General features: G+C 67.4%; 25 protein-coding genes and 2 pseudogenes. 20 read left to right on the forward strand and 7 right to left on the reverse strand.

Annotation, left to right across the window (positions count from 1 at the left end; all coding sequences use genetic code 11):
* Position 1: 1 nt before the first annotated feature.
* A complete protein-coding gene (locus tag GFS60_RS13120) occupies positions 2-751 on the forward strand; it encodes a succinate dehydrogenase/fumarate reductase iron-sulfur subunit (RefSeq protein WP_159921787.1) in 750 nt (249 codons plus the stop codon).
* A gap of 61 nt (positions 752-812) precedes the next feature.
* Here GFS60_RS13120 and GFS60_RS13125 read toward each other — a convergent pair whose 3' ends face one another.
* The 4 genes from GFS60_RS13125 to GFS60_RS13140 all read right to left on the reverse strand — a co-directional run bounded on the left by GFS60_RS13125 (position 813) and on the right by GFS60_RS13140 (position 4,162).
* Positions 813-1,484, reverse strand: coding sequence for a sterol desaturase family protein (locus GFS60_RS13125; protein WP_159921789.1), 672 nt, complete (start codon positions 1,482-1,484; stop codon positions 813-815).
* Positions 1,481-2,212, reverse strand: a complete 732-nt coding sequence (locus GFS60_RS13130) for a FadR/GntR family transcriptional regulator (protein WP_159921791.1) — start codon at positions 2,210-2,212, stop codon at positions 1,481-1,483. Before GFS60_RS13130 ends, GFS60_RS13125 begins: the two co-directional genes overlap by 4 nt.
* Before the next feature lie 96 nt (positions 2,213-2,308).
* Complete coding sequence (locus tag GFS60_RS13135; protein ID WP_159921793.1) at positions 2,309-3,436, reverse strand: lipase family protein; 1,128 nt, start codon at positions 3,434-3,436, stop codon at positions 2,309-2,311.
* 96 nt (positions 3,437-3,532) lie between these two features.
* Positions 3,533-4,162: a TetR/AcrR family transcriptional regulator C-terminal domain-containing protein gene (locus GFS60_RS13140; protein WP_159921795.1), complete on the reverse strand. Its 630-nt coding sequence runs from the start codon at positions 4,160-4,162 to the stop codon at positions 3,533-3,535.
* Positions 4,163-4,306: 144 nt separating this feature from the next.
* On the opposite strand from GFS60_RS13140, the gene bioB reads away from it, so the two are divergent.
* Genes bioB through GFS60_RS13155 form a run of 3 tightly spaced genes read left to right on the forward strand, consistent with a single transcriptional unit; the run spans position 4,307 to position 6,145 of the window.
* Positions 4,307-5,320, forward strand: a complete 1,014-nt coding sequence (gene bioB, locus GFS60_RS13145) for a biotin synthase BioB (protein ID WP_109329346.1) — start codon at positions 4,307-4,309, stop codon at positions 5,318-5,320.
* Complete coding sequence (bsaP, locus tag GFS60_RS13150) at positions 5,320-5,577, forward strand: biotin synthase auxiliary protein BsaP (protein WP_159921797.1); 258 nt, start codon at positions 5,320-5,322, stop codon at positions 5,575-5,577. The genes bioB and bsaP overlap by 1 nt, the downstream gene beginning before the upstream one ends.
* 10 nt (positions 5,578-5,587) lie before the next feature.
* Positions 5,588-6,145: a DUF2567 domain-containing protein gene (locus tag GFS60_RS13155; RefSeq protein WP_159921799.1), complete on the forward strand. Its 558-nt coding sequence runs from the start codon at positions 5,588-5,590 to the stop codon at positions 6,143-6,145.
* Here the strand turns inward: GFS60_RS13155 and GFS60_RS13160 are convergent.
* Positions 6,135-6,551: pseudogene (locus GFS60_RS13160) on the reverse strand (SDR family NAD(P)-dependent oxidoreductase); the annotation flags it as partial. The gene GFS60_RS13155 and the pseudogene GFS60_RS13160 overlap by 11 nt on opposite strands.
* Here GFS60_RS13160 and GFS60_RS40115 point away from each other — a divergent pair.
* A pseudogene (locus GFS60_RS40115) lies at positions 6,545-6,637 on the forward strand (TetR/AcrR family transcriptional regulator); the annotation flags it as partial. The pseudogenes GFS60_RS13160 and GFS60_RS40115 overlap by 7 nt on opposite strands.
* An 84-nt stretch (positions 6,638-6,721) precedes the next feature.
* Here the strand turns inward: GFS60_RS40115 and GFS60_RS13170 are convergent.
* Positions 6,722-7,456 carry an NUDIX hydrolase gene (locus GFS60_RS13170; RefSeq protein WP_159921801.1) on the reverse strand — a complete coding sequence of 245 codons (735 nt, stop codon included), beginning with the start codon at positions 7,454-7,456 and terminating at the stop codon, positions 6,722-6,724.
* Between the two features lie 76 nt (positions 7,457-7,532).
* On the opposite strand from GFS60_RS13170, the gene nadA reads away from it, so the two are divergent.
* Genes nadA through nadC form a run of 3 tightly spaced genes read left to right on the forward strand, consistent with a single transcriptional unit; the run spans position 7,533 to position 11,004 of the window.
* Positions 7,533-8,570 carry a quinolinate synthase NadA gene (gene nadA, locus GFS60_RS13175; protein WP_159921803.1) on the forward strand — a complete coding sequence of 346 codons (1,038 nt, stop codon included), beginning with the start codon at positions 7,533-7,535 and terminating at the stop codon, positions 8,568-8,570.
* A complete protein-coding gene (locus tag GFS60_RS13180; protein ID WP_159921805.1) occupies positions 8,567-10,135 on the forward strand; it encodes an L-aspartate oxidase in 1,569 nt (522 codons plus the stop codon). Before nadA ends, GFS60_RS13180 begins: the two co-directional genes overlap by 4 nt.
* A complete protein-coding gene (gene nadC / locus GFS60_RS13185; RefSeq protein ID WP_159921806.1) occupies positions 10,135-11,004 on the forward strand; it encodes a carboxylating nicotinate-nucleotide diphosphorylase in 870 nt (289 codons plus the stop codon). The genes GFS60_RS13180 and nadC overlap by 1 nt, the downstream gene beginning before the upstream one ends.
* 49 nt (positions 11,005-11,053) lie before the next feature.
* On the opposite strand, the gene GFS60_RS13190 is transcribed toward nadC, so the two are convergent.
* Positions 11,054-12,331 carry a glycoside hydrolase family 1 protein gene (locus GFS60_RS13190; protein WP_159921808.1) on the reverse strand — a complete coding sequence of 426 codons (1,278 nt, stop codon included), beginning with the start codon at positions 12,329-12,331 and terminating at the stop codon, positions 11,054-11,056.
* 88 nt (positions 12,332-12,419) lie between these two features.
* On the opposite strand from GFS60_RS13190, the gene GFS60_RS13195 reads away from it, so the two are divergent.
* The 12 genes from GFS60_RS13195 (at position 12,420) to hisI (ending at position 22,977) form a co-directional block, all read left to right on the forward strand.
* Positions 12,420-14,363: an acyl-CoA dehydrogenase family protein gene (locus tag GFS60_RS13195; RefSeq protein ID WP_159921810.1), complete on the forward strand. Its 1,944-nt coding sequence runs from the start codon at positions 12,420-12,422 to the stop codon at positions 14,361-14,363.
* Between the two features lie 558 nt (positions 14,364-14,921).
* Entirely contained in the window at positions 14,922-16,244 is a 1,323-nt protein-coding gene (hisD, locus tag GFS60_RS13200; protein WP_159921812.1) for a histidinol dehydrogenase, read from the forward strand.
* The gene (locus GFS60_RS13205; protein ID WP_159921814.1) at positions 16,241-17,383 is read left to right on the forward strand and encodes a histidinol-phosphate transaminase; all 1,143 of its coding nucleotides are present in this window, start codon (positions 16,241-16,243) and stop codon (positions 17,381-17,383) included. The genes hisD and GFS60_RS13205 overlap by 4 nt, the downstream gene beginning before the upstream one ends.
* The gene (hisB, locus tag GFS60_RS13210; RefSeq protein ID WP_109329368.1) at positions 17,380-17,994 is read left to right on the forward strand and encodes an imidazoleglycerol-phosphate dehydratase HisB; all 615 of its coding nucleotides are present in this window, start codon (positions 17,380-17,382) and stop codon (positions 17,992-17,994) included. Before GFS60_RS13205 ends, hisB begins: the two co-directional genes overlap by 4 nt.
* A 13-nt stretch (positions 17,995-18,007) precedes the next feature.
* Positions 18,008-18,160, forward strand: a complete 153-nt coding sequence (locus GFS60_RS38590; RefSeq protein WP_201453564.1) for a hypothetical protein — start codon at positions 18,008-18,010, stop codon at positions 18,158-18,160.
* Between the two features lie 65 nt (positions 18,161-18,225).
* A complete protein-coding gene (locus tag GFS60_RS13215; protein WP_159927144.1) occupies positions 18,226-19,341 on the forward strand; it encodes an MFS transporter in 1,116 nt (371 codons plus the stop codon).
* Positions 19,342-19,378: 37 nt separating this feature from the next.
* Entirely contained in the window at positions 19,379-20,014 is a 636-nt protein-coding gene (hisH, locus tag GFS60_RS13220) for an imidazole glycerol phosphate synthase subunit HisH (protein WP_159921816.1), read from the forward strand.
* Positions 20,011-20,271, forward strand: a complete 261-nt coding sequence (locus GFS60_RS13225; protein WP_159921818.1) for a hypothetical protein — start codon at positions 20,011-20,013, stop codon at positions 20,269-20,271. The genes hisH and GFS60_RS13225 overlap by 4 nt, the downstream gene beginning before the upstream one ends.
* A 19-nt stretch (positions 20,272-20,290) precedes the next feature.
* Entirely contained in the window at positions 20,291-21,025 is a 735-nt protein-coding gene (gene priA, locus GFS60_RS13230; protein WP_109335048.1) for a bifunctional 1-(5-phosphoribosyl)-5-((5-phosphoribosylamino)methylideneamino)imidazole-4-carboxamide isomerase/phosphoribosylanthranilate isomerase PriA, read from the forward strand.
* Positions 21,026-21,032: 7 nt separating this feature from the next.
* Positions 21,033-21,863, forward strand: coding sequence for an inositol monophosphatase family protein (locus GFS60_RS13235; RefSeq protein WP_159921820.1), 831 nt, complete (start codon positions 21,033-21,035; stop codon positions 21,861-21,863).
* Positions 21,863-22,636, forward strand: coding sequence for an imidazole glycerol phosphate synthase subunit HisF (gene hisF, locus GFS60_RS13240; protein ID WP_159921822.1), 774 nt, complete (start codon positions 21,863-21,865; stop codon positions 22,634-22,636). Before GFS60_RS13235 ends, hisF begins: the two co-directional genes overlap by 1 nt.
* A complete protein-coding gene (gene hisI, locus GFS60_RS13245; RefSeq protein WP_159921824.1) occupies positions 22,633-22,977 on the forward strand; it encodes a phosphoribosyl-AMP cyclohydrolase in 345 nt (114 codons plus the stop codon). The genes hisF and hisI overlap by 4 nt, the downstream gene beginning before the upstream one ends.
* The last annotated feature ends 9 nt before the right edge of the window (positions 22,978-22,986 follow it).

The raw sequence follows: 22,986 nt of genomic DNA on the forward strand, positions 1-22,986 counted from the left end.
CATGGGTTACGACGCACAGTTCCGGGTCTGGCGCGGTGACGTCGACGGGGGCGCCCTGCAGGACTACTCGATTCCCGTCAACGAGGGCGAGGTGGTCCTCGACATCATCCACCGGCTTCAGGCCACGCAGGCGCCCGATCTGGCTGTCCGGTGGAACTGCAAGGCAGGTAAGTGCGGGTCGTGTTCGGCCGAGGTGAACGGTCGCCCCCGGCTGCTCTGCATGACGAGGATGTCCACCTTCACCCAGGACGAGGTGGTGACGGTAACGCCGCTGCGGACCTTTCCGGTGATCCGCGACCTCGTCACCGACGTGTCGTACAACTACCTGAAGGCACGAGAAGTTCCGTCGTTCACCCCGCCTTCCGGACTGGCGCCGGGCGAGTACCGGATGAAGCAGATCGACGTGGAACGGTCTCAGGAATTCCGTAAGTGCATCGAGTGCTTTCTGTGCCAGAACACCTGCCACGTCGTGCGCGATCACGAGGACAACAAGGCGGCGTTCTCGGGTCCGCGATACTTCATTCGCGTCGCGGAACTCGAAATGCACCCACTCGATACTGCTGACCGCCGCAACGCGTCGCAGGACGAGTTCGGTCTCGGTCTGTGCAACATCACCAAGTGCTGCACCGAGGTGTGTCCCGAGGGAATCAAAATCACGGACAACGCCATCATCCCGATGAAGGAACGGGTGGTCGATCATCGATACGACCCGCTGGTGTGGTTGGGTAACAAGCTCTTTCGCCGGGGTTAGCGCCTGCGGCGCCCGTGAGTACTTATTAACATCCCGAGGTTGACAAGTACTCACAGGGGCGTCAGCGCACGGTGTGGAGGCTGCGAGCGGTCGGCGACTTCTCCACTGACTCGGGGTCGGGCGCAGTGCCGAGTAGGCGGTCCGCCGTTCCGGTGGTGGTCACCGTGAACCAGTAGTGCTCGTTCTTGTAGTGATGGTGCCGGTGGCTGCGCCAGATCGCCCGATAGAACCGGGATTTCGGCTTGTAATCGCTGTGGATCAGATAGTGCGTCCATTCGTACACCACGCCCAGAGCGCTCAGTGTGACGAGGAACGTCAGCCCCAGGCCGAGGCGCGGGAAAGCCAGCACGGACAGACCGGCGAGAACCGGAATGAGCCACGTCAGGGTCTGCCAGGGGATGAAGACCAAAGGCACGTCCCGGGGATCGACGTGGTGCTCGCGATGCTTACGGGCAAGCAGCGAGTCGACGGTCAGGCCCAGGACTCTGCGGGGTTTCCAGTGCAGGATGCAGACGTGAATGACCCATTCGGCGAACGGGAACAGCGCCAGCATCACCACCGGCAGGACGGCATCGCTCAGGTGCCAGTCGCCCACCGCCAATCGTGCCGCGACAGCGACCGCCAGCATGCCGCCGACCATCCACGGGGACGGGTGGCGCCGGAATTGATCGGCAGCGTCACGCAGGGTGAGTGACCGACGTCGGCGGCGATCTGCCGAAGAGTGTGTCGTCATGAGTGCTGCTCCTGTTGTTGGAGTTGGTCGATGGCGGTGGTCACCGCAGCAGTCCCGAGGTCGAGAAGGGTGGCGGCGACACCGGTGGCAGTGTCCTCGTCGTGCGCGGCAACCGCTTCGGCGAGAGCGTGATAGAGGTCGGATCTCCCGACCTCGGCAACCATGACGCCTGCCATGGCCGTCATGGTCGGCTCATAGGCGTTGCGCAGGCTGTTGAAGATGAGCCGGAAGGCGATCGAATCGGCCGCGTCGACCACCCTCTCCCAGAATGTGAGGGCGTGCACCTGTTGCGAGACAGGGTCGCTCGCGGCTGCCAGGGTCTCGGCCGCGTTCTGCACGGCGGCCGCCGCGTCGGGTGTCGCCCTGCTCGCGGCGAGTCGAACCACCTGCGTGCCGATCATCCGGCGTGCCTCGAGGACGCTCCGCACGACCGGCCACTCGGGTTGTCCGTTCCGGATCAGCAGCTGGGACAGCAGTTCGGGCCCACCGTGCTGCCGAAAGTCGCGCACCGACGTCGCATCGCCCTGACGAACTTCGACGAGGCCGGCCTGCGCGAGCTTCTGGATCGCTTCGCGCACGGCCGGCCGGGACACACCGAACGCCTCGGCGAGTCGCCGCTCGCTGGGCAGCGATTCGCCCGCGGCGAGGTCCCCGCCCAACACGCGTGCGGTGATCTGGTCGAAAACCTCGGTGGATGCGGACTTCCGCGCGATCGGCTCGAACATCATGCAGTCACAATAGGGCGGCCATAGGTAAGAGGTCAAGTGGTAAGACCAGCTCCCCGAAAGGATTGCGAAAGCCTGGTGCCGTTAGGGGGTATGCGACTACGAGAAGGCCTGCCGGACGAACGGCGTGGTGTCGGGCAGGGACGCCGGCATGGTCTGCAGATGCCCGGTCGGGTAGGTGCGGTAGACGAAACTTTGCCCGTTGGCGGCAAGGTCGGCGGTCAACTTCCAGCTGAACGCTGCGGGGACGATGTCGTCGAGCAGTCCCTGGCCGATGAAGAGTGGCCGGTCGTATCCACGGACGGGAACTCCAAGGGTGCCCCGAATCGCGTCGAGGATGGCAGGGTCGTCGAGGTTTCGGGACATCAGTTGTCCGATGGTGACGCCCTGTAGCTGCGGCGCTGCGTCTTGGTAACAGAGTTCCTCGAGGCGGTCGAGCGCGGAGACGCCGAGGGGGCTGAGGTAACTGTCGACGTCGAGATCGGGACGAGATGCCCGCAGTCCGGCCAGGGCATACGCGACGAACACGGTGCTCCCGGTGAGGGGAAGCGGTGGGAAATTCGGACCCACCAGAGGTGCCAGCTGTTCGAGATTCGATGGCGCCCCGGTTGCGACCGTGCCCCGAAAATCGAGTTCGGGCGCATATCTGGTCGCCATCGATGCGGCGACCAGCGCTGCGTGTCCGCCCTGAGACTGTCCGAGAGCAAGCCAGCGGTTCGACAGTGACGGCGTCACGCTGCGAGCGGCGCGCACCATGTCGATCATGCTGTGTGCTTCCGTCGGACCGTCCAGATAGGGATGGACACCGGGTGTGCCGAGGCCCACGTAGTCAGTGGCCACCACGGCATATCCCTCGCGGAGCCAATGCTCGACATATTGCCCGCCGAAGTTCCCGGTGGCGGTGGGAGCGCAAACGTCGGCCAGCCCGACCGTCCCGTGCGCCCACGACACCACGGGCCACCCGCCAGGGGGCGGTCCGCCAGGTGGCAGAAACGTCGCGCCGGTACTGAGCGCGGGCCGGTTCAACGGGCCCGTAGTCCAGTAGGTCAAGAATGAACCCGTGGCGGCACCCGGCGGCCACATCTGCTGCGGCACCGACGAGGACGCGACCACGTCACCCGGTGCGCCGACGGGTTGCGACGGGCTCGGAGCCGGGCCGGCGAAAAGGGAGAAGGCCAGTACCGCCGCGACAACAATTCCGGCACGGCGGCCGACTGTCGACCTCATCGTCACCCCCTGGCCTGACCGGGTAGCCACTCGGTCTCGGATGTGAGTGTGCCCACCCAGCTTTCGATTACGAGTGTGCCCACTCAGTGTGCCCGTTCAGGGGTGCTGCGCGGGGTCTTTCAGCCGTGCACGGATGCCGTCGACGAACAGCGAGAGTCCGAAGTCGAATCGGACCGCGGGATCACCGTCGAGGAGGTCGTCGTCGTAGGCGCCGATTTCCGAGGTCGGGGCGTCGGGGGAGAGCGCAGCGCGGGTGAGGGCGCCGACGGATTCCATCTGTGCGCGCGACTGCTCGTCGACCGTGTGTCCGAGGACGTAGTAGAGGAGCGAGTACGACGCCAGCTCGGCGTGCTCGCGGGAAAGTCCGGATCGCAGCCCGACGGCGGCGAACGTTTCCCGAACGCGGGAGTTGGTCATCCGCGAGGCGTAGGTCGCGGAGACGAGCTCGGCACCGTCGCGGTGCGACAGCAGGGCGCCTCGCAGGCGATGGGCCAGCTCGACGAACTCCTCGTTCCAGCCGGTAGCCGAGGTGGGCGCGTCGACATCTTCGAGGATCTTGTCAGCGAGAGCGCCGAGGAGGGTCTGCTTGTTGGGAAAGTGCCAGTACAGGGCGCCGGGTTGGACGCCGAGGGCGGTCGCAAGCCTCCGCATCGTGAGGTCGGCGAGGCCGAATTCGTCGAGGATGGCCAGTGCGCCGTCGAGTACGTCGCCGCGTCGCAATTGCACTGCTGTTCTCCTCAGGTATTCGGTCCTTGCTTTGACAGTATTCCATCACGGATCTAACCTGAACGCCGTTCAACTTGTACGGTGTTCAATTCTTGCTCATGTCGATCCACGACGCGTGATCGGCCCGCTCTTCAGGAGATACGTGTGACGTCGGCCCCGGTACAGACAGACATTCTCGCCCTGGCGCGTGACCAGGTTCTCGAACGCGGGGAAGGGCTCACGCAGAGCCAGGTACTCGAGGTCCTGCAACTGCCGGACGAACGTCTCGAGGAACTGCTCGCGCTGGCGCACGACGTGCGGATGACATGGTGCGGTCCCGAGGTCGAGGTGGAGGGAATCATCAGCCTCAAGACCGGCGGCTGCCCCGAGGACTGCCACTTCTGCTCGCAGTCCGGCCTGTTCCAGTCGCCGGTGCGAGCCGCCTGGCTCGACATCCCCTCGCTCGTGGAGGCTGCCAAGCAGACCGCCAAGTCCGGCGCCACCGAGTTCTGCATCGTCGCTGCGGTCCGCGGACCCGACGAACGACTGCTCGCCCAGGTGGCGGCCGGTATCGAGGCCATCCGCAACGAGGTCGACATCCAGATCGCCTGCTCGCTCGGCATGCTCACCCAGGAGCAGGTCGACCAGCTGGCCGCCATGGGTGTGCACCGGTACAACCACAATCTCGAGACGGCGAAGTCGCACTTCCCGAATGTGGTGACCACCCACTCGTGGGAGGAGCGGTGGAACACGCTGCGGATGGTTCGTGAGGCGGGTATGGAGGTGTGCTGCGGCGGCATCCTCGGGATGGGCGAGAGCCTCGAGCAGCGCGCGGAGTTCGCCGCGAATCTGGCCGAACTCGAACCCGACGAGGTTCCGCTGAACTTCCTCAACCCCCGTCCGGGCACGCCGTTCGGCGACCTCGAGGTGCTGCCCGCGAGCGAGGCGCTCAAGTCGGTGGCCGCCTTCCGGCTCGCGCTACCGCGCACCATCCTCCGCTTCGCCGGTGGTCGTGAAATCACCCTCGGCGACCTCGGCGCAAAACAGGGCATCCTCGGCGGAATCAACGCCGTGATCGTCGGCAACTACCTGACGACGCTCGGACGGCCCGCGGAACAGGACCTCGACCTGCTCGTCGACCTGCAGATGCCGATCAAGGCACTGAACGACACCTTGTGATGACCGGCACCGACGTTTCACCGGGCAGTGTCGCTGACGAGCGCGCTGCAGAGGAGCGGTACAACCCGTACACGGGCCGCCGAGTCGTTCCCGGAGTCGAGGACAGTGTCCCGACCGCGGCCCAGCTCGGGCTCGAACCGCCGCGCTTCTGCGAGTCGTGCGGTCGGCGCATGGTCGTACAAATCAGTCCCGACGGCTGGTGGGCAAAATGCTCACGCCACGGTGTGTTCGACTCGATCGGGCTCGCCCGGCGGTAGCGTCGTCGGTGTGACCAACTTCCCGCGCATCAGGCTTCGATCTGCCGCCGGAATCGTCTGCGGAACGGTCGTGGCAAGTGCACTCGTGGGGGCGATATGGGGAGTGCTCGCGCCGGCAGAACACCTGTTGGTCGTTGCGCCCGACCGCGGCGTGACGCTGACGGGTGAGAGTGTGCACCGATTCGATGCGATCGGCATGTTCGCGTGCGCGGGGCTGGTCGTGGGAATCCTCGCCGCGGTTGCGGCCTGGACGGCGCGGCGGAGTCGTGGTCCGGTAGCTGTCGCGGCTGTCCTCGCCGGCAACATCGTCGGAGCGGGTGTCATGGCACTCGCCGGACTCGGCGTCGCTGCACTGCGGTTCCCCGGCGACGACGTGTCGACGCCCGGAACGATCGTCGCGACGGCACCGGGGATCGGGACGCTGCTCGTGCTGGTGTTCCAGCCGCTGGCTGCCTGCGTCGTCACGTTGGTACTCGCCGCGCTCAACCCATTCGACGACCTCGGAATCAGCGATTCCCCGGTCGAACTCGACGAATGGGACGAGCGCGACGCGACACTTACTTCATGACCGCGGTTCGCATACGGACGTCCCCGAGGAGACGCCCACTGGCGAGAGCGCCGATGCGGCGAGTCGCGAACCGGGTGCTGACCGACGACACCCAGTTCATCAGCCCGGATACGACGCTCGGTGGTGTGCTGCGCCGATCCAGCGCGCGCAGTGCTGTCGTTACCACCTGATCCGCGGTCTGCATGCGGCCGACGGCGGCGTCCTCCGAACCGACGACGTCGAAGAATTCGGTGCGGGTGGGGCCCGGGCAGACGGCGAGCACGGTGAGGCCCGTGCCTCGGGCCTCTGCCCACAATGCCTCCGTGAAACTCATAACGAACGCCTTGGTCGCGCCGTACACGGCCATGCCGGGAGTCGGCTGGAACGCGGCGGTGCTCGCTACGTTCACGAGCTTGCGGCATGTCCGTCGCCGAACAGCCCTATCACCACGGGAGTCTTCGCCAGGTGCTGCTCGCGCGCGCCGGGAGCACGCTCGAGCAGGACGGCGTCGACGCATCGGACACGTTCTGGCGGGGGCTCGGACCGAGGACCGAGGTCGACTCACGGTGACGTCCTAGGTCCCTGATCGCAAGCGGGTCAGGCCGGCGGTCGAAGCGCCGCGAATTCGTCGGTGACCCGCAAAGTGGCGTCGGTGAACCGGTAGAGCGCGGCGGGGCGTCCGCCGGTGCGGCCCGACGGCGCGGTGTTACCGGTGGGCGTCAAGACCCCGCGCCGCCCGAGGACGCGTTGCAGATTCGTGGCGTCCACCTGGTAACCGAGTGCCGCACAGTAGATTTCGCGCAGCGTCGACATGGAGAATTCGCCGGGCGCCAGGCCGAACGCAATGTTGGTGTAGGAGAGCTTGGCGGCCAGGCGTGTACGCGCATGCTGCACGACGGTGCCGTGGTCGAACGCCATCTCGGGCAACTCCGAGACCGGATGCCACGCAGTGTCCGGCGGGAGGGTCGGATCGGCGGGGAGGGGAACGAGCCCGAGGAAGGTCGAGGCGATGGTGCGCGGCCCGGGGACGCGATGTGGATCGCTGAACACCGACAGCTGCTCGAGGTGTGACACCTCCCGCACGTCCACCTTCTCGGCGAGTTGCCGCCGGGCGGAGGTGGTGAGGTCTTCGTCTTCACCCAGCAGGCCGCCCGGAAGCGACCAGGCGCCCGCCTGGGGGTCGAGGGCGCGTTGCCACAACAACACGGCGAGTTCGCCCGCGCCCGTCGCGTGACGCGCATCACCGGGCTGACCTGCGCAGATACGATCGGCGAAGTGGCGAACCTGGAACACCGCGGTGAGCACTTCGTGCCTGGTGTTACTATGGGGCATGTTTTCGATCCTAAGTCGAAAACCTCGATTTAGGAATTCGGGCCAGCCCGCCCGAGTCCACGGTGAAGGAGCAGCCATGACGACCAGCACGTTGTGGGCGGGAACGCACCCGCAGATTCAGGACGGTCCCGGCGGTTACGGGGGTGTCGAGGCGAGCGAGGAGTGGGCTGCCGAAATCAAACGGCTGGCGCGTGAGCGGGGGGCAACCCTGCTGGCGCACAACTACCAGTTGCCCGCCATCCAGGACGTCGCCGACCACGTGGGTGACTCCCTCGCGCTCTCGCGCATCGCGGCGGAGGCGCCCGAGGACACCATCGTGTTCTGCGGTGTGCACTTCATGGCCGAGACGGCGAAGATTCTCAGCCCGGACAAGACCGTGCTGATCCCCGACGAGCGCGCGGGGTGCTCGCTTGCGGACTCGATCAACGCCGATCAGTTGCGGGAATGGAAGGCCGAATTCCCGGACGCCGTGGTCGTCTCGTACGTCAACACCACCGCCGAGGTCAAGGGACTGACGGACATCTGCTGCACGTCGTCCAACGCCGTCGACGTGGTGGCATCGATCGACCCGGACCGTGAGGTGCTCTTCCTGCCCGACCAGTTCCTCGGCGCACACGTCAAGCGCGTCACCGGGCGCAAGAACATGCAGATCTGGGCGGGCGAATGCCACGTCCACGCCGGCATCAACGGCGACGAACTCACCGCCCAGGCGAAGGCGCACCCCGGCGCCGAGCTGTTCGTCCACCCGGAGTGCGGCTGCGCCACCTCAGCTCTGTACCTGGCGGGAGAAGGGTTCGTCCCCGAGGACAAGGTGAAGATCCTGTCGACGGGTGGCATGCTCGACGCCGCACGAGCGACCGGCGCCAAGCAGGTTCTCGTCGCGACGGAGGTCGGGATGCTGCACCAGCTGCGCAAGGCGGCGCCGGACGTCGACTTCCAGGCTGTCAACGACCGCGCTTCCTGCCCGTACATGAAGATGATCACCCCCGCGGCGCTCCTCCGGTGCCTGCTCGAAGGCAAGGACGAGGTTCACGTCGATCTCGAGACTGCCGAGCGTGCCCGTAAGTCGGTGCAGCGCATGATCGAGATCGGAAACCCTGGCGGCGGCGAGTGAGCAGCCCGGCCCGGGGGATCTCCTGGGAAGAGCATGCCGACCTGGTCGTGGTGGGCGGTGGGGTGGCCGGACTGACGGCCGCCCGTACCGCCTCCCTGCGGGGGCTGAGGGTCCTCACCGTCAGCAAGGGCGGTCCCACGGACACGGCGACGCAGTATGCGCAGGGTGGGATCGCGGTGGTGGGCGATGCGCTCACCGACTCGGTGGCCTCACATGTGGCGGACACCTGCGAGGCCGGAGTCGGTCTCTGTGACGAAGACGCCGTGCGGTCGATTGTGGCCGGTGGTCGCGATGCGGTCGCCGCCCTCACCGACCTGGGCGCGGTGTTCGATCGTGGACGCGACGGCGTCGTCTCCCGCACCCGTGAGGGTGGGCACAGCACCCGCAGGATCATCCACGCCGGCGGCGACGCCACGGGGGCCGAGGTGCAACGGGCACTGGGCGCCGCGGGTCTGCCCGTGCTCTTCGGCGCGTCCGCGGTGCGGGTCCTCACCGATGTGCGCGGGGTCACGGGTCTGCTCGTCGATGCACCGAATGGCCTCGGCGTGATCCACACGCCCGCAGTCGTCCTGGCAACGGGCGGACTCGGTCAGCTGTACGCGTGCAGCACCAACCCGCCCGGCGCGACCGCGGACGGCATCGCACTTGCGTTGGATGCGGGCGCAGCGGTGGCTGACCTCGAATTCGTGCAGTTCCACCCGACCGTCCTGTTCACTCCGGGCGGCCTCGGGCGGCGTCCGCTCATCAGTGAGGCCGTTCGAGGGGAGGGGGCACGGCTCGTCGATGCGAACGGCGATTCGGTGACCGAGGGCGTCCATGCCCGCGGCGATCTCGCTCCCCGAGACGTCGTCTCCCGGGCGATCGCCTCCCGGCTGCGGGAACTGGGGCACGACCACGTCTATCTCGACGCCCGGCACCTGCCGGGGTTCGCCGAGCGTTTCCCAACCGTGACGGCGTCTTGCCTGCAAGCGGGGATCGATCCCCGCGAGCACCTGATTCCGGTGGCACCGGCCGCGCACTACTCGTGCGGCGGCGTGGTCACCGACGTCTCCGGACGTACCGAGGTGCCGGGCCTCTACGCCGCCGGTGAAGTGGCGCGCACCGGGCTGCACGGAGCCAACAGGTTGGCGTCGAACAGTCTGCTCGAGGGTCTCGTGGTCGGTGAACGTGTCGGCGTCGCGGCGGCCGAGCGTGCCGGTCTGCGCGTGGAGGTGACGGACACGGTCCGGCCCGGACTGTCGTACGCGTCTCGTGAACTGGTGCAGCAGGTGATGACCGCGCACGCCTCTGTGGTCCGCGACGGAGCGGGCCTCGCGTCGGCGGCGGTTGCGCTCGCCGACGCACCCCGAAGTCTTCCCGACGGCCCGACCGAACTCGAGGACGCCGCGCTGACCACTACGGCCTCTGCCCTTGTGCTTGCTGCAGGTGCGCGAACCGAGAGCCGGGGTTGCCACACCCGCAGCGACTATCCGGAGTCCAGCGAACAGTGGCGGCGGAGCACGCACATCCGCTCCCGGGACGGCGAACTCGAACTGCTCGAACCCCAACTGACAGGAGTGCTGTGATGTCCGGCCATGTCCTTCCAAACGGTCTCGACGCGGACGAAGTGCGGGCACTCGTGCGACTCGCGCTCGACGAGGACCTGCGGTACGGCCCGGACGTGACGTCGACGTCGACGGTTCCGGCGGACGCGGTGGCCAAGGCGTCGGTCGTGTCCCGCGCGCACGGCACCGTGGCTGGTCTCGATGTGGGCCTTCTGGTGCTCGACGAGGTGATCGGTGAGGGTAGCTACCAGGTGCTCGAGCGCGTTGCCGACGGCACCCGTGTGAGCCCCGGGCAACCGGTCCTGAGCGTGTCCGCCCCTACGCGAGCGCTGCTCACTGCCGAGCGGACCATGCTGAATCTGGTGTGCCACCTCTCGGGCATCGCGACCGCGACGGCGGCGTGGGTGGACGCGGTCGAGGGAACCGGGGCGCGGATCAGGGACAGCCGCAAGACGCTGCCTGGGTTGCGTTCGCTGCAGAAATACGCGGTCCGCGTCGGTGGTGGCGTCAATCACCGGATGGGGCTCGGGGACGCGGCGCTGATCAAGGATAACCATGTCGCCGCAGCAGGTTCGGTGGTGGCGGCGCTGCGGGCGGTGCGTGCGGCGGCCCCGGACATCGAGTGTGAGGTCGAGGTCGACAGCCTCGAGCAGCTCGACGAGGTACTGGCCGAGAATGTCGAACTCGTCCTCCTCGACAACTTCCCGCTGTGGCAGACGCAGATCGCCGTGCAGCGCCGCGACGCGAAGGCGCCCGGCACCAAGCTGGAGTCCTCCGGAGGTCTCACGCTCGACGTAGCGGCGGACTACGCCGGTACGGGCGTCGACTATCTCGCGGTCGGGGCTCTCACCCACTCCGTGACGGTGCTGGATCTCGGGCTCGACATGTAACGCCCCGTGAGTACTTGTTCACCGCGGGCGGTGAAGAAGTACTCACGGGTCAGGGCGGGTCGATGCAGCTGGTGGGCAGATCTACCAGTGAACAGAATCCCGGTTTCCGTGCCGGGACGTAGCTGTCCGGCAGCCCTGCCACGATGATGTCGCGGTAGGTCGCGACCGCATCCGTGGGGCGGCGGGTGAGGGTCGGATCGGTGAGCGCGTCGACGGTGTAGAGGCCGAACCGGGGTCGGTACGTTCCCCACTCGTAGTTGTCGGTGATCGACCAGTAGTTGTAGCCGATGACCGGTGCTCCGTCCTGTCGGGCCCGTTCCATCCAGTCGATGTGGTCGCGGAGATGATCCGAACGGGTGTACCCGTCCGGTCGCGGTTGGCCGTTGTCGGTCGGCATACCGTTCTCCACGACGTACAACGGCAGTCCGGGGAACTTGCGGGTGTAGCGCATCAGCGCGGAGTAGATGCCGTCCGGTTGCGGATCGATGCGGTAGAAGTCGTCGGTGATCGCGTTGACGGCGGTGACGTTGTCGAGAGCGAGTCCGTAGTAGTAGTCGACACCGAGGAAATCGAGCTTCTCGCGAACCCGGTCCACGAAGATTGCATCCACGGCGTCGGTGGCGGCCGGGATGTAGGAGAGATTGCTGCTCACGCGGGCGTCCGGGTCGTACTCGTGAATCAGGTCGTACGCGCGCCGGTGCACCTCGACCAGGCGGTCGAGCATCTGGGGACCCTGGGCGGCGGTGACGCCGCCGAACGTCAGTTCCTTCTGCAGATACACGGTCGGTTCGTTGATGGTGATCCAGAGAGCGCCCGACCCGGAGTAGCGGGGTACGACCCTGCGGGCGTACTCGAGCCAGTGGTCGACCGTCGCCTGATTCGTCCACCCACCTTTGTCTGCGACCCAGCCCGGATACACCCAGTGGTCGAGAGTGATCATCGGTGTCATCCCGCGGCCGGTGATCTCCCGGACGACGTCGTCGTAGTACCGGAGTTCGGTGTCGTCCCAGGAGCCGGGCGACGGCTGTACCCGCGCCCATTCGACGCCGAAGCGGAACACGTCGACACCGAGATCTGCCGCGCGGGCGATGTCCTCGCGGTAGCGGTGACGGAAGTCGACCGAGTCGCCGAGTGCATCGTCGGTCCTGCCCGACGCCGCGTAGCGCGCCCAGTTGCTGTCGGGCGACGAACCCTCCGATTGGAAGCCGGAAGTGGCGACGCCCCAGAGGAACTCGTCCGGTAGCGGTTCGGCGCCCGATGTGGCCGGGGGCGTCACGAAGCACAGGAGAAGCGCGCCGGCGCCCAGGAGAGTCGACGGAGTCCGCATCGGCCGAAGAGTAACCGAAATGCTGTGTCGACTCCGTCGATTTGGGGGATACTCGTCAGTAGGACTACCCGCCAGTAGGAGGCGCGTCATGGTCGACACATCAGCTCCGAAGGTCACCGAGGAAGAAGCACGAGCTGTAGCGGAGGAGGCGAGGGAATCCGGTTGGGACAAACCCTCATTCGCAAAGGAACTGTTTCTGGGACGGTTCCGGCTGGATCTGGTTCACCCGTTTCCCCGGCCCGCGGCCGAGGACGCTGCCAAAGCCGACGAATTCCTGACTCGTCTCCGCGCCTACTGCGAAGAGATGGACGGCAGTGTCATCGAATCCCAGTCGCGAATCCCGGACGAGTACGTTCGCGGCCTCGCCGACCTGGGATGTTTCGGGCTGAAGATCTCCGAGGAGTACGGCGGACTCGGGCTTTCCCAGGTCGCGTACAACCGGGCGTTGATGCTGGTCGCGTCGGTGCACCCGAGCCTCGGCGCACTCCTGTCGGCGCACCAGTCGATCGGGGTACCGGAACCGCTCAAGCTCGCCGGCACACCCGAGCAGAAAGCCGAGTTCCTGCCGCGGTGTGCCCGAGGTGCCATCTCCGCGTTTCTCCTCACCGAACCGGACGTCGGTTCCGACCCGGCCAGGCTGGCGTCGTCGGCTACTCCCATCGAAGGCGGGGCGGCCTACGAACTGGACGGCGTGAAGTTGTGGACGACCAACGGCGTCGTCGCGGAACTGCTCGTCGTCATGGCACGGGTTCCGAAGCGTGAGGGTCACCGCGGCGGGATCTCGGCGTTCGTCGTCGAGGCCGACACCCCGGGCATCACCGTGGAACGGCGCAATGCCTTCATGGGGCTACGCGGGATCGAGAACGGCGTGACCCGCATGTACAAGGTTCGCGTTCCCAAAGAAAATCTCATCGGGCGGGAAGGCGACGGACTCAAGATCGCGCTCACCACACTGAACGCCGGCCGACTCGCTATACCCGCAATGTGCGCCGGCGCCGGCAAATGGTCGTTGAAGATCGCCAGGGAATGGTCCGGTGTCCGGGTGCAGTGGGGCAAGCCGGTCGGTGAGCACGCGGCCGTCGCCAACAAGCTGTCATTCATGGCCGCCACCACCTACGCCCTCGAAGCCGTGGTGGACCTGTCGGCACAGATGAACGACGAGGGCCGCAACGACATCCGGATCGAGGCGGCGCTCGCCAAGCTGTGGTCGTCCGAGATGGCCTGCGTTCTGTCCGACGAGCTCATTCAGGTGCGCGGCGGTCGGGGATACGAGACTGCGGCGTCGCTGGCGGCCCGAGGAGAACGAGCAGTTCCCGCTGAGCAACTCGACCGAGATCTCCGCATAAACAGGATCTTCGAGGGCTCGAGCGAGATCATGCGTTTGCTCGTCGCCCGCGAGGCCGTCGACGCCCATCTCACGGCGGCAGGCGATCTCGCCGACCCCCACGCCGACACCGGCGCGAAGGCCCGGGCGGCGGCCAAGGCGAGTGGCTTCTACGCGAAGTGGTTGCCGCAGCTCGTCGCCGGCAAGGGACAAATGCCGATGGCATACGGCGACTTCGGCATTCTGGCCAAGCATCTGCGCTTCGTCGAGCGGCATTCCCGCAAACTGGCCCGCTCCACGTTCTACGGCATGGCCCGATGGCAGGCGGCGCTCGAGAAGCAGCAGGGATTCCTCGGCCGGGTGGTGGACATCGGCGCAGAACTGTTCGCGATGTCCGCCAGCTGTGTCAAGGCGGAGATGCAGCGCGAGGAGAACGAGGCCGAGGGAGCCGCGGCCTACGAACTCGCCGACGTGTTCTGCCGGCAGGCCGCACTCCGTGTGGAGAAACTGTTCGACGGGTTGTGGCACAACACCGACGACGTCGATCGGCAGGTCGCGCATTCCCTTCTCGAAGGACGGTATGCATGGCTCGAACGGGGAGTGGTCGACCCCAGCGAGGGCACCGGTCCGTGGATCACCGAATGGACGCCCGGCGCGTCCACCGAAGAGAATCTCGCCAGGAGGTTCGTCGAATCCACTCGCCTTTGACCGGAGCATGCCACGACGCTGACCCCCGGGCTGCCACGACTCCGACCCGGGGGGCGCCACGACCTCGCGTAACGGGTGGAACTGAGGTCGACTCTTGCCGTCTTCACGGTCGGCCTCGTCGTGCGACCCACGGTCGGCAGTGTCTTCCGCCTATGGACGAAACTGCCGTCGAACTGGGCCATTGAGGTCCGTCCGGGGGTGGTTTAACGTGGAGGTGCGGGCCGTATCCCGTCGGGTCGAGACTGGGCATTCCGGGATACGACTCGCCGGGGGGCACCGATGACGAACTCGCGCGGCAGGCCCGCCGATTCGAAGTTGGGTGTGCTGCCGGCCCGAGAAATTCTCTGCGCGCGATCTCCATCGACCGGGCGAGCGGGATCTGCCGGCCCGGCCCGCAGCGGCAGCCACCGACCGGTGAAAACGCGGTACGCCTATCCTGGATAATCGGTGCAGAGCCCTGTTCTCCGTAGGACAGCCGGCTCGTCAGTGACCTGCCGGCTCATCCGTGACCTGCGTGTCAGTGACACCGTGTCCCGCCAGTCGCAGAGAGGACCTCTCATGCTCGCCCGCACCGACCTTCGTGGTCGTACCCCTTCCACGGCCGAACTTCGTGCCGCACTTCCTCGAGGTGGAGTGGATGTGGACGCGGTGCTGCATCAGGTTCGCCCCGTGGTCGACGCCGTGCGTGAGCGTGGCGCCGCTGCCGCCCTCGACTTCAGCGAGCAGTTCGACGGCGTCCGGCCTGCGCAGATACGTGTCCCGCAGGCAGAACTCGATCGTGCGCTCGCCGAACTCGATCCCGCAGTCCGGGCCGCTCTCGAAGTCGCGATCGAACGCACCCGCAAGGTGCACGCCGACCAGCGCCGCACGGACACCACTACCCAGGTAGTCCCCGGCGGCACCGTCACCGAGCGGTGGGTGCCCGTCGACCGGGTCGGCCTCTACGTGCCCGGCGGCAACGCCGTCTATCCGTCCAGTGTCGTCATGAACGTCGTGCCGGCGCAGGCCGCCGGTGTGCGGTCTCTCGTGGTGGCCTCGCCGCCCCAGGCGGAGTTCGGCGGGCTCCCGCACCCGACCATCCTCGCGGCGGCGGCGTTGCTGGGCGTCGACGAGGTCTGGGCCGTCGGCGGCGGGCAGGCTGTCGCCCTGCTCACCTATGGCGGCACCGACACGAACGGCGCCGAACTCGCCCCCGTCGACCTGATCACCGGTCCCGGCAACATCTACGTCACGGCGGCCAAGCGCCTGTGCCGTGGCCTCGTCGGCATCGACGCCGAGGCCGGACCCACCGAGATCGCGATCCTCGCCGACCACACGGCAGACCCGGTGCACGTTGCGGCAGACATGATCAGCCAGGCCGAGCACGACGTGATGGCGGCGAGCGTGCTCGTCACCACCAGCACCGAACTCGCCGACGCCGTCGACACAGCGCTGGCCGCGCAACTGGAGATCACCAAGCACAAGGAGCGCGTCACTGCCGCGCTGTCCGGCACGCAGTCGGGCACCGTCCTGGTCTCCGATGTGGAGGCCGGACTGCGGGTGGTCAACGCCTACGCCGCCGAGCACCTCGAGATCCAGACCGAGAACGCCACCGCCGTCGCCGCGAAGGTGACCAGTGCGGGTGCGGTGTTCGTCGGGCCGTGGGCGCCGGTCAGCCTCGGCGACTACTGCGCCGGATCGAACCATGTCCTGCCCACCGCAGGCTGCGCCCGGCACTCCTCGGGTCTGAGTGTGCAGACGTTCCTGCGGGGCATCCATGTGGTCGACTACTCGGAATCCGCGCTGAAGGAGGTCTCCGGCCACGTCATCACCCTCGCCAACGCCGAGGACCTGCCCGCACACGGTGAGGCTGTCCGGCTGCGTTTCGAGGCCTTGAAGTGACCGCGGCGAACGTGCCGGGTTCGTCCATCGGCGTGGACGCGCTGCCGATCCGGGAGAGTCTGCGCGGCAAGTCGGCGTACGGCGCGCCGCAGCTCGCCGTGCCGGTGCAGCTGAACACCAACGAGAACCCGCACCCGCCCACGCAGGCGCTCGTCGACGACGTCGCGGAATCCGTGCGGGAGGCGGCGCGGGAACTGCACCGTTACCCGGACCGCGACGCGGTGGCGCTGCGCACCGATCTCGCCGCCTACCTCGCCGGCCAGACGGGTGTGCCGGTCACGGTCGACAACGTCTGGGCCGCCAACGGCTCGAACGAGATCCTGCAGCAGCTGCTGCAGGCCTTCGGAGGTCCTGGGCGTAGCGCGATGGGATTCGTGCCGTCGTACTCGATGCACCCGATCATCGCGGACGGAACGCAGACGGACTGGTTGCCGATCTTCCGCCGCGCCGATTTCGCCCTCGACGTCGACGCTGCGGTGGAGGCGATTCGGGCACGCCGTCCCGACGTCGTGTTCGTCACCAGCCCCAACAACCCGACGGGGCACAGCGTCGGCATCGCGGAACTGCGCCGGGTCCTCGACGCCGCGCCGGGCGTCGTGATCGTCGACGAGGCATACGCCGAATTTTCCGACGCCCCCAGCGCCCTGACATTGATCGACGAGTACCCGTCGAAGATCGTCGTGTCGCGGACGATGAGCAAGGCGTTCGCGTTCGCCGGCGGCCGGCTCGGATACCTCGCCGCCGCACCGGCATTCATCGAGGCGCTGCTCCTGGTCCGGTTGCCGTATCACCTGTCGGTGGTCACGCAGGCCGCCGCCCGCGCGGCGCTGCGGCACGCGAACGAGACACTCGGCAGTGTGCACGCGCTCGCCACGGAGCGGGTGCGGGTGTCGAAGGCATTGGAGGACACGGGGTTCCGTGTCATCCCCAGCGACGCCAACTTCATCCTGTTCGGTGAGTTCACCGACAGCGCCCACGCCTGGCAGGCCTACCTCAACCGCGGAGTGCTCATCCGGGACGTCGGGATCCCCGGATACCTCCGTGCCACCGTCGGACTGGCCTCCGAGAACGACGCCTTCATCGTGGCGAGCGACGCGATCGCCGCCACCGAACTCACGACCTCAGGAGACCGAGGATGACCGACCGCATCGCCAAGGTGGAGCGCACCACCAAGGAATCCAGCATCACCGTCGAACTGAACCTCGACGGTACCGGCATCGTCGACATCTCCACGGGTGTCCCGTTCTTCGATCACATGCTGACCGCGCTCGGCTCCCACGCGAGTTTCGACCTCAGTGTTCAGGCGCAAGGTGACGTCGAGATCGAGGCGCACCACACGGTGGAGGACACGTCCATCGTGCTCGGCCAGGCCCTGGGTCAGGCGCTCGGCGACAAGAAGGGCATCCGGCGGTTCGGTGACGCGTTCATTCCCATGGACGAGACGCTCGCCCACGCGTCGGTCGACGTGTCGGGGCGGCCGTACTGCGTCCACACCGGCGAACCGGAACACCTGCTGCATGCCGTCATCGGCGGTTATCCCGGAGTTCCCTACGCGACCGTGATCAATCGGCACGTGTTCGAGTCGATCGCACTCAACGCCCGGATCGCCCTGCACGTGCGGGTGCTCTACGGCCGCGACCAGCATCACATCACCGAGGCCGAGTTCAAGGCCGTCGCCCGCGCCCTGCGGGAGGCCGTCGAACCCGATCCCCGGGTGTCCGGGGTGCCGTCGACCAAGGGCAGCCTGTGATCGGCTCGCCTTCGTGAGCGTCGTGCTGGTGTACGTACTGTTCATCGCCGCCGGAATAGCGGCGGGCGGCGCGTACTCGATGTGGAAGTTCAACAAACTGGCCTCGGGTGTGCTGCTGGCACTGGCTGTGCTGGCGGCAGTGGCGGGCGTCGTCAGGCTGCTGTAGTGCCTGTCGCCTCCGTGACCGGACCTCGGTTGCTACGCACTCCTGGTCTGCTCACCGCGCTGGTGATGGGTGCGGCGGCGTTTGGTGGGTGGGCGGTACTGCTCCCTGTGGTTCCGCTGATCGTGTCTCTGTCGGGAGGTTCGGACACCCTCGCCGGTGGTGTGACTGCCGTTTTCATGGCCGCCACGGTGTTGACCCAATTCGGCGTGCCCCGGCTCTTGCGCAAGTGGGGCTACCGATGGGTGCTCGCGGCCGGATGCCTCCTCCTGGGGCCTCCGTCCTTACTGTTCCTGCTGTCCACCGAGGCGATTCCGGTTCTCGCCGTGTCCGCCGTGCGGGGTGCGGGTTTCGGGATGCTCACGGTGGCGGGCAGCGCTCTCGTCGCCGAACTGGTTCCGCGGGAGATGCTCGGCCGGGCCACAGGCGCGCAGGGGATCGCGGTGGCTGCCGCGCAGATGGTGGGCCTGCCCGCGGGGCTGGCGATCATGCAACACTGGTCCGCCACGCCGGTTTTCGTACTCGGTGCGCTGATTCCCTTGCTGGCGGTGGGCGCCGTCACTCGGCTGCCGCACCTGCATCCACGCCCGGCCGGTACAGCACGAGGGCGTCTTCCGCTGTCGGTCCTGCTCGTGCCGTGGCTGTCCATTGCCACGGCGGCTGCAGCGTTCGGCGGTGTGTCGAGTCTCCTGCCGATCGCGATTGCCGAGCGGGCGTCCCTCGCCGGCGGGGTCCTCGCGGTGGTCAGCGGCGCCGCAGTGTGCGGACGTTACGCGGCGGGGTCGTTCTCCGACCGGGCCGGAGTCGGCCGGGCGTTGATGCCCGCGCTTGCGTTCACCTGCGGCGGTCTGGCGCTGTTCGCGGTCGCGGCGGCACGGAGCGGGGACGGGATCGTCCTGGTCTGTGCAGCAGTGATGTTCGGGTTCGGATTCGGCGCCGTTCAAAACGAATCGCTGGTCATGATCTTCACCGCAGCCGGGCCCGCCCGATTCGGTGCCGCGAGCGCCGGATGGAACATCGGATTCGACGCCGGCACAGGATTCGGGTCCCTCACCCTGGGGGCCGTCGCTTCGGTGGCGGGGTTTTCGTGGGTCTTTGCGGTGGCGGCGATGGCGGTGGCCGTCGTCCCGGCGACGGGAATGCTGGTCGGCCGCGCCCTGGGTGGCCGGACACGGCCCGGATAGAATCAGGAGGCCGGACACGGCCGGATAGAATCGATTCATGACCGTCCCCACCATTGCAGTCCTCGATTACGGCTCCGGCAATCTGCATTCGGCCACCCGCGCGCTGGCTCGCACCGGTGCACAGGTCGAGGTGACGGCAGACCACAAGGTGGCTCTCGCGGCGGACGGCCTGGTGGTTCCCGGGGTCGGCGCTTTCGCCGCCTGCATGGACGGGCTCCGCGCGGTGCGCGGCGAGCGACTCATCGGCCAGCGCCTCGCCGGTGGCAGGCCCGTTCTCGGCATCTGTGTGGGCATGCAGATCATGTTCGAACGCGGAGTCGAATTCGGTGTGGAGGCGGAGGGCTGCGGTGAATGGCCGGGCACGGTCGAACGCCTTCAGGCCGCTGTCCTGCCGCACATGGGATGGAACACGGTCGAGGCGCCCGACGACAGCACCTTGTTCAAGGGAATCGATCCTGACACCCGGTTCTACTTCGTGCACTCCTACGCGGTGCAGAAGTGGGAGATGCCCACACCCGAGCGGCTGGCACCGCCCGCGCTGACGTGGGCGGATCACGGTGGGAAGTTCCTCGCGGCCGTCGAGAACGGTGCATTGTCCGCCACCCAGTTCCACCCGGAAAAATCCGGTGACGCAGGAGCGGAGTTGCTCCGGAACTGGGTGCGCAGCTTGTGACGCCATCACCCGGTGAGGGGAGCGGTGACCTGTCGATCGGCCGGCTCGCGGTGTGCGCACTGGGTGCGGCCACCGTGGTGCTGGTGATCGCCACCACCGTCATCCTCGTCGTGAAGCCGGGGCCGGTCGTGGGCCTGGTCGTCGGACTTCTGGGAGTCGCGGGGGCGATTGCGTCCATGGGGTACGTGTCGAAGCGCATGACCCGCAACGCCTACGGTGACGATCCGCAGGACCCCGAGCCGGGTTCCGGGCGCTGAGCGACTAGGGTTGTCGCACGTGAGCCTGGTCCTTTTGCCTGCTGTAGATGTCGTCAACGGTGAAGCTGTTCGCCTCGTCCAGGGGGAGGCAGGGAGCGAGACCGGGTACGGCTCGCCTCGTGATGCCGCCCTTGCGTGGCAGAACGACGGTGCCGAGTGGGTGCACATCGTCGACCTCGACGCCGCATTCGGTCGCGGTTCGAACCGGGAACTCCTCGCCGACGTGGTGGGTGAGCTCGACATCCAGGTCGAACTGTCCGGGGGAATCCGCGACGACGAGTCGCTCGAGGCCGCTCTGGCCACCGGGTGCGGCCGCGTGAATCTCGGTACCGCCGCCATCGAGAATCCCGACTGGTGCGCCCGCGCGATCGCGAAGTACGGCGACAAGATCGCCGTCGGCCTCGATGTCCGGCTGATCGACGGTGAGTATCAGCTCCGTGGCCGCGGCTGGGTCACCGAGGGCGGAAACCTGTGGGAGACCCTCGCGCGCCTCGACCGGGACGGTTGCTCGCGCTACGTCGTCACCGATGTGAGCAAGGACGGCACACTGACCGGCCCGAATCTCGAACTCCTCGCGCAGGTGTGCGCGGCCACCGACGCGCCCGTCGTGGCGTCGGGTGGTGTGTCCACCATCGACGATCTGACGGCGATCGCCGGACTCGTCGATCAGGGTGTCGAGGGCGCCATCGTCGGCAAGGCGCTCTACGCGGGACGTTTCACGCTCCCCGAGGCGCTCGCCGCGGTCTCGGGCTGATCCGGTCATGAGCCCGGACCGCGATCCTCAGGAACTGCTCGCCGTTGCCGGTGAGCTGCTCGACGGCGTCCACGACCGGTTCGTTGCCGGGGTGGGGTCGCCGAGTGCCGTGCACAAGGGACCCGACGACTTCGCGACTGCTCTCGACCTCGAACTCGAGAAACGGCTGACCGGAGAACTTCAGGATCGGACCGGCATCGCGGTTCACGGCGAGGAATTCGGCGGCCCCGATCTCGACGCGGGATTGGTGTGGGTTCTCGATCCCATCGACGGCACCTTCAACTACTCGGCGGGATTGCCGACGGCGGGCACACTTCTCGCCCTGCTCGACGACGGTGTTCCGGTCCTCGGTCTCACGTGGCTGCCGCTCGTCGGGCGACGGTACGCGGCCGTGGCGGATGGGCCGCTCCTCGAGGGCGGTCTGCCGCTGCCGCGTCTCACCGAGACGTCGCTGGCGTCGTCGATCGTGGGAATGGGCGCACTGAACATCGACAGCCGCGGACGCATCCCCGGGCCTTATCGGCTGCAGGTTCTCGCTCAGCTCAGCCGGGTGTCGTCGCGGATCCGGATCCACGGCTCGACCGGCGTCGACCTCGCCTTCACCGCGGCGGGAATACTCGGTGGCACGGTGGTGTTCGGCCACAATGCGTGGGACAACGCCGCCGGTGTGGCTCTGGTGCGGGCGGCGGGTGGCGTGGTCACGGATCTCGCCGGTCAGCCGTGGACGATCGCTTCGGGTTCTGTGCTGGCCGGTGCCCCCGGAGTGCACGGTGAGATTCTCGACATTCTCGGATCGCTGGGTGACCCCCGCGCCGAGCTCTCGGAAGGGCTTTCGTAATGACTCTGGCAGTGCGGGTTATCCCTTGCCTCGACGTCGATGCAGGACGCGTCGTCAAGGGCGTCAACTTCGAGAATCTGCGTGATGCAGGTGATCCGGTGGAGTTGGCGGCCGCCTACGACGCACAGGGTGCCGACGAGCTGACCTTCCTCGATGTCACAGCCTCGACCGCGGCCCGTGGCACCATGCTCGATGTCGTGAGCCGGACGGCGGAACAGGTCTTCATTCCACTCACCGTCGGCGGCGGCGTCCGTACCGTCGAGGACGTCGATCGGTTGCTGCGTGCCGGTGCCGACAAGGTCAGCGTCAACACCGCGGCCATCGCCCGGCCCGAACTGCTTCGTGAACTGAGCGAGCGTTTCGGATCCCAGTGCATCGTGCTGTCGGTGGATGCGCGCACCGTCCCGCAGGGTCAGCCGGACACCGCGTCCGGATGGGAAGTGACCACCCATGGCGGCAAGCGCGGAACCGGGATCGACGCGGTCGAGTGGGCAGTGCGCGGCGCCGAACTGGGTGTCGGCGAAATTCTGCTCAACTCGATGGACGCCGACGGGACGAAAGCGGGCTTCGACCTCCCGATGATCCGCGCCGTGCGGGCGGCCGTGCATGTGCCGGTGATCGCGAGCGGGGGAGCGGGTGCTGTGGAGCATTTCGCACCCGCCGTCGACGCGGGCGCCGACGCGGTACTGGCCGCAAGTGTCTTCCACTTCGGCGACATGACGATCGCCGAAGTGAAGAAGTCCATGCGCGAAGAAGGGATCACCGTCCGATGAGTCTCGACCCCGCTATCGCCTCGCGGCTCAAGCGCAACGACGCAGGCCTGTTCAGCGCCGTCGCGCAGGAACGGTCGACGGGCGACGTCCTGATGGTGGCGTGGATGGACGACGAAGCACTCGCCCGCACCCTCGACACCCGCATGGGCACCTACTACTCCCGTTCCCGCCAGCAGTACTGGGTGAAGGGGGAGACGTCCGGGCACACGCAGTACGTCCACGAGGTGCGGCTCGACTGCGACGGCGACACGGTGCTCCTGATCGTGGATCAGGAAGGCGCTGCATGTCATACGGGCACGCACACGTGCTTCGACACCGACGTTCTACTCGCCCCGCAGTAGAGTTCCGGG

The sequence above is a fragment of the Rhodococcus sp. WAY2 genome (assembly GCF_009859915.1).
Taxonomy (GTDB): Bacteria; Actinomycetota; Actinomycetes; order Mycobacteriales; family Mycobacteriaceae; genus Rhodococcus_F; species Rhodococcus_F oxybenzonivorans.

Coding starts and splice junctions, on each gene's coding strand:
- GFS60_RS13125 (WP_159921789.1), bottom strand. CDS start 1,484: ATGACGACACACTCTTCGGCAGATCGCCGCCGACGTCGGTCACTCACC.
- GFS60_RS13215 (WP_159927144.1), top strand. CDS start 18,226: ATGGGTGCGGCGGCGTTTGGTGGGTGGGCGGTACTGCTCCCTGTGGTT.
- GFS60_RS13120 (WP_159921787.1), top strand. CDS start 2: ATGGGTTACGACGCACAGTTCCGGGTCTGGCGCGGTGACGTCGACGGG.
- GFS60_RS13195 (WP_159921810.1), top strand. CDS start 12,420: ATGGTCGACACATCAGCTCCGAAGGTCACCGAGGAAGAAGCACGAGCT.
- nadC (WP_159921806.1), top strand. CDS start 10,135: ATGTCCGGCCATGTCCTTCCAAACGGTCTCGACGCGGACGAAGTGCGG.
- hisF (WP_159921822.1), top strand. CDS start 21,863: ATGACTCTGGCAGTGCGGGTTATCCCTTGCCTCGACGTCGATGCAGGA.
- hisB (WP_109329368.1), top strand. CDS start 17,380: ATGACCGACCGCATCGCCAAGGTGGAGCGCACCACCAAGGAATCCAGC.
- GFS60_RS13135 (WP_159921793.1), bottom strand. CDS start 3,436: ATGAGGTCGACAGTCGGCCGCCGTGCCGGAATTGTTGTCGCGGCGGTA.
- GFS60_RS13170 (WP_159921801.1), bottom strand. CDS start 7,456: ATGCCCCATAGTAACACCAGGCACGAAGTGCTCACCGCGGTGTTCCAG.
- bsaP (WP_159921797.1), top strand. CDS start 5,320: ATGACCGGCACCGACGTTTCACCGGGCAGTGTCGCTGACGAGCGCGCT.
- GFS60_RS13130 (WP_159921791.1), bottom strand. CDS start 2,212: ATGATGTTCGAGCCGATCGCGCGGAAGTCCGCATCCACCGAGGTTTTC.
- GFS60_RS13190 (WP_159921808.1), bottom strand. CDS start 12,331: ATGCGGACTCCGTCGACTCTCCTGGGCGCCGGCGCGCTTCTCCTGTGC.
- GFS60_RS13235 (WP_159921820.1), top strand. CDS start 21,033: ATGAGCCCGGACCGCGATCCTCAGGAACTGCTCGCCGTTGCCGGTGAG.
- nadA (WP_159921803.1), top strand. CDS start 7,533: ATGACGACCAGCACGTTGTGGGCGGGAACGCACCCGCAGATTCAGGAC.
- hisD (WP_159921812.1), top strand. CDS start 14,922: ATGCTCGCCCGCACCGACCTTCGTGGTCGTACCCCTTCCACGGCCGAA.
- hisH (WP_159921816.1), top strand. CDS start 19,379: ATGACCGTCCCCACCATTGCAGTCCTCGATTACGGCTCCGGCAATCTG.
- hisI (WP_159921824.1), top strand. CDS start 22,633: ATGAGTCTCGACCCCGCTATCGCCTCGCGGCTCAAGCGCAACGACGCA.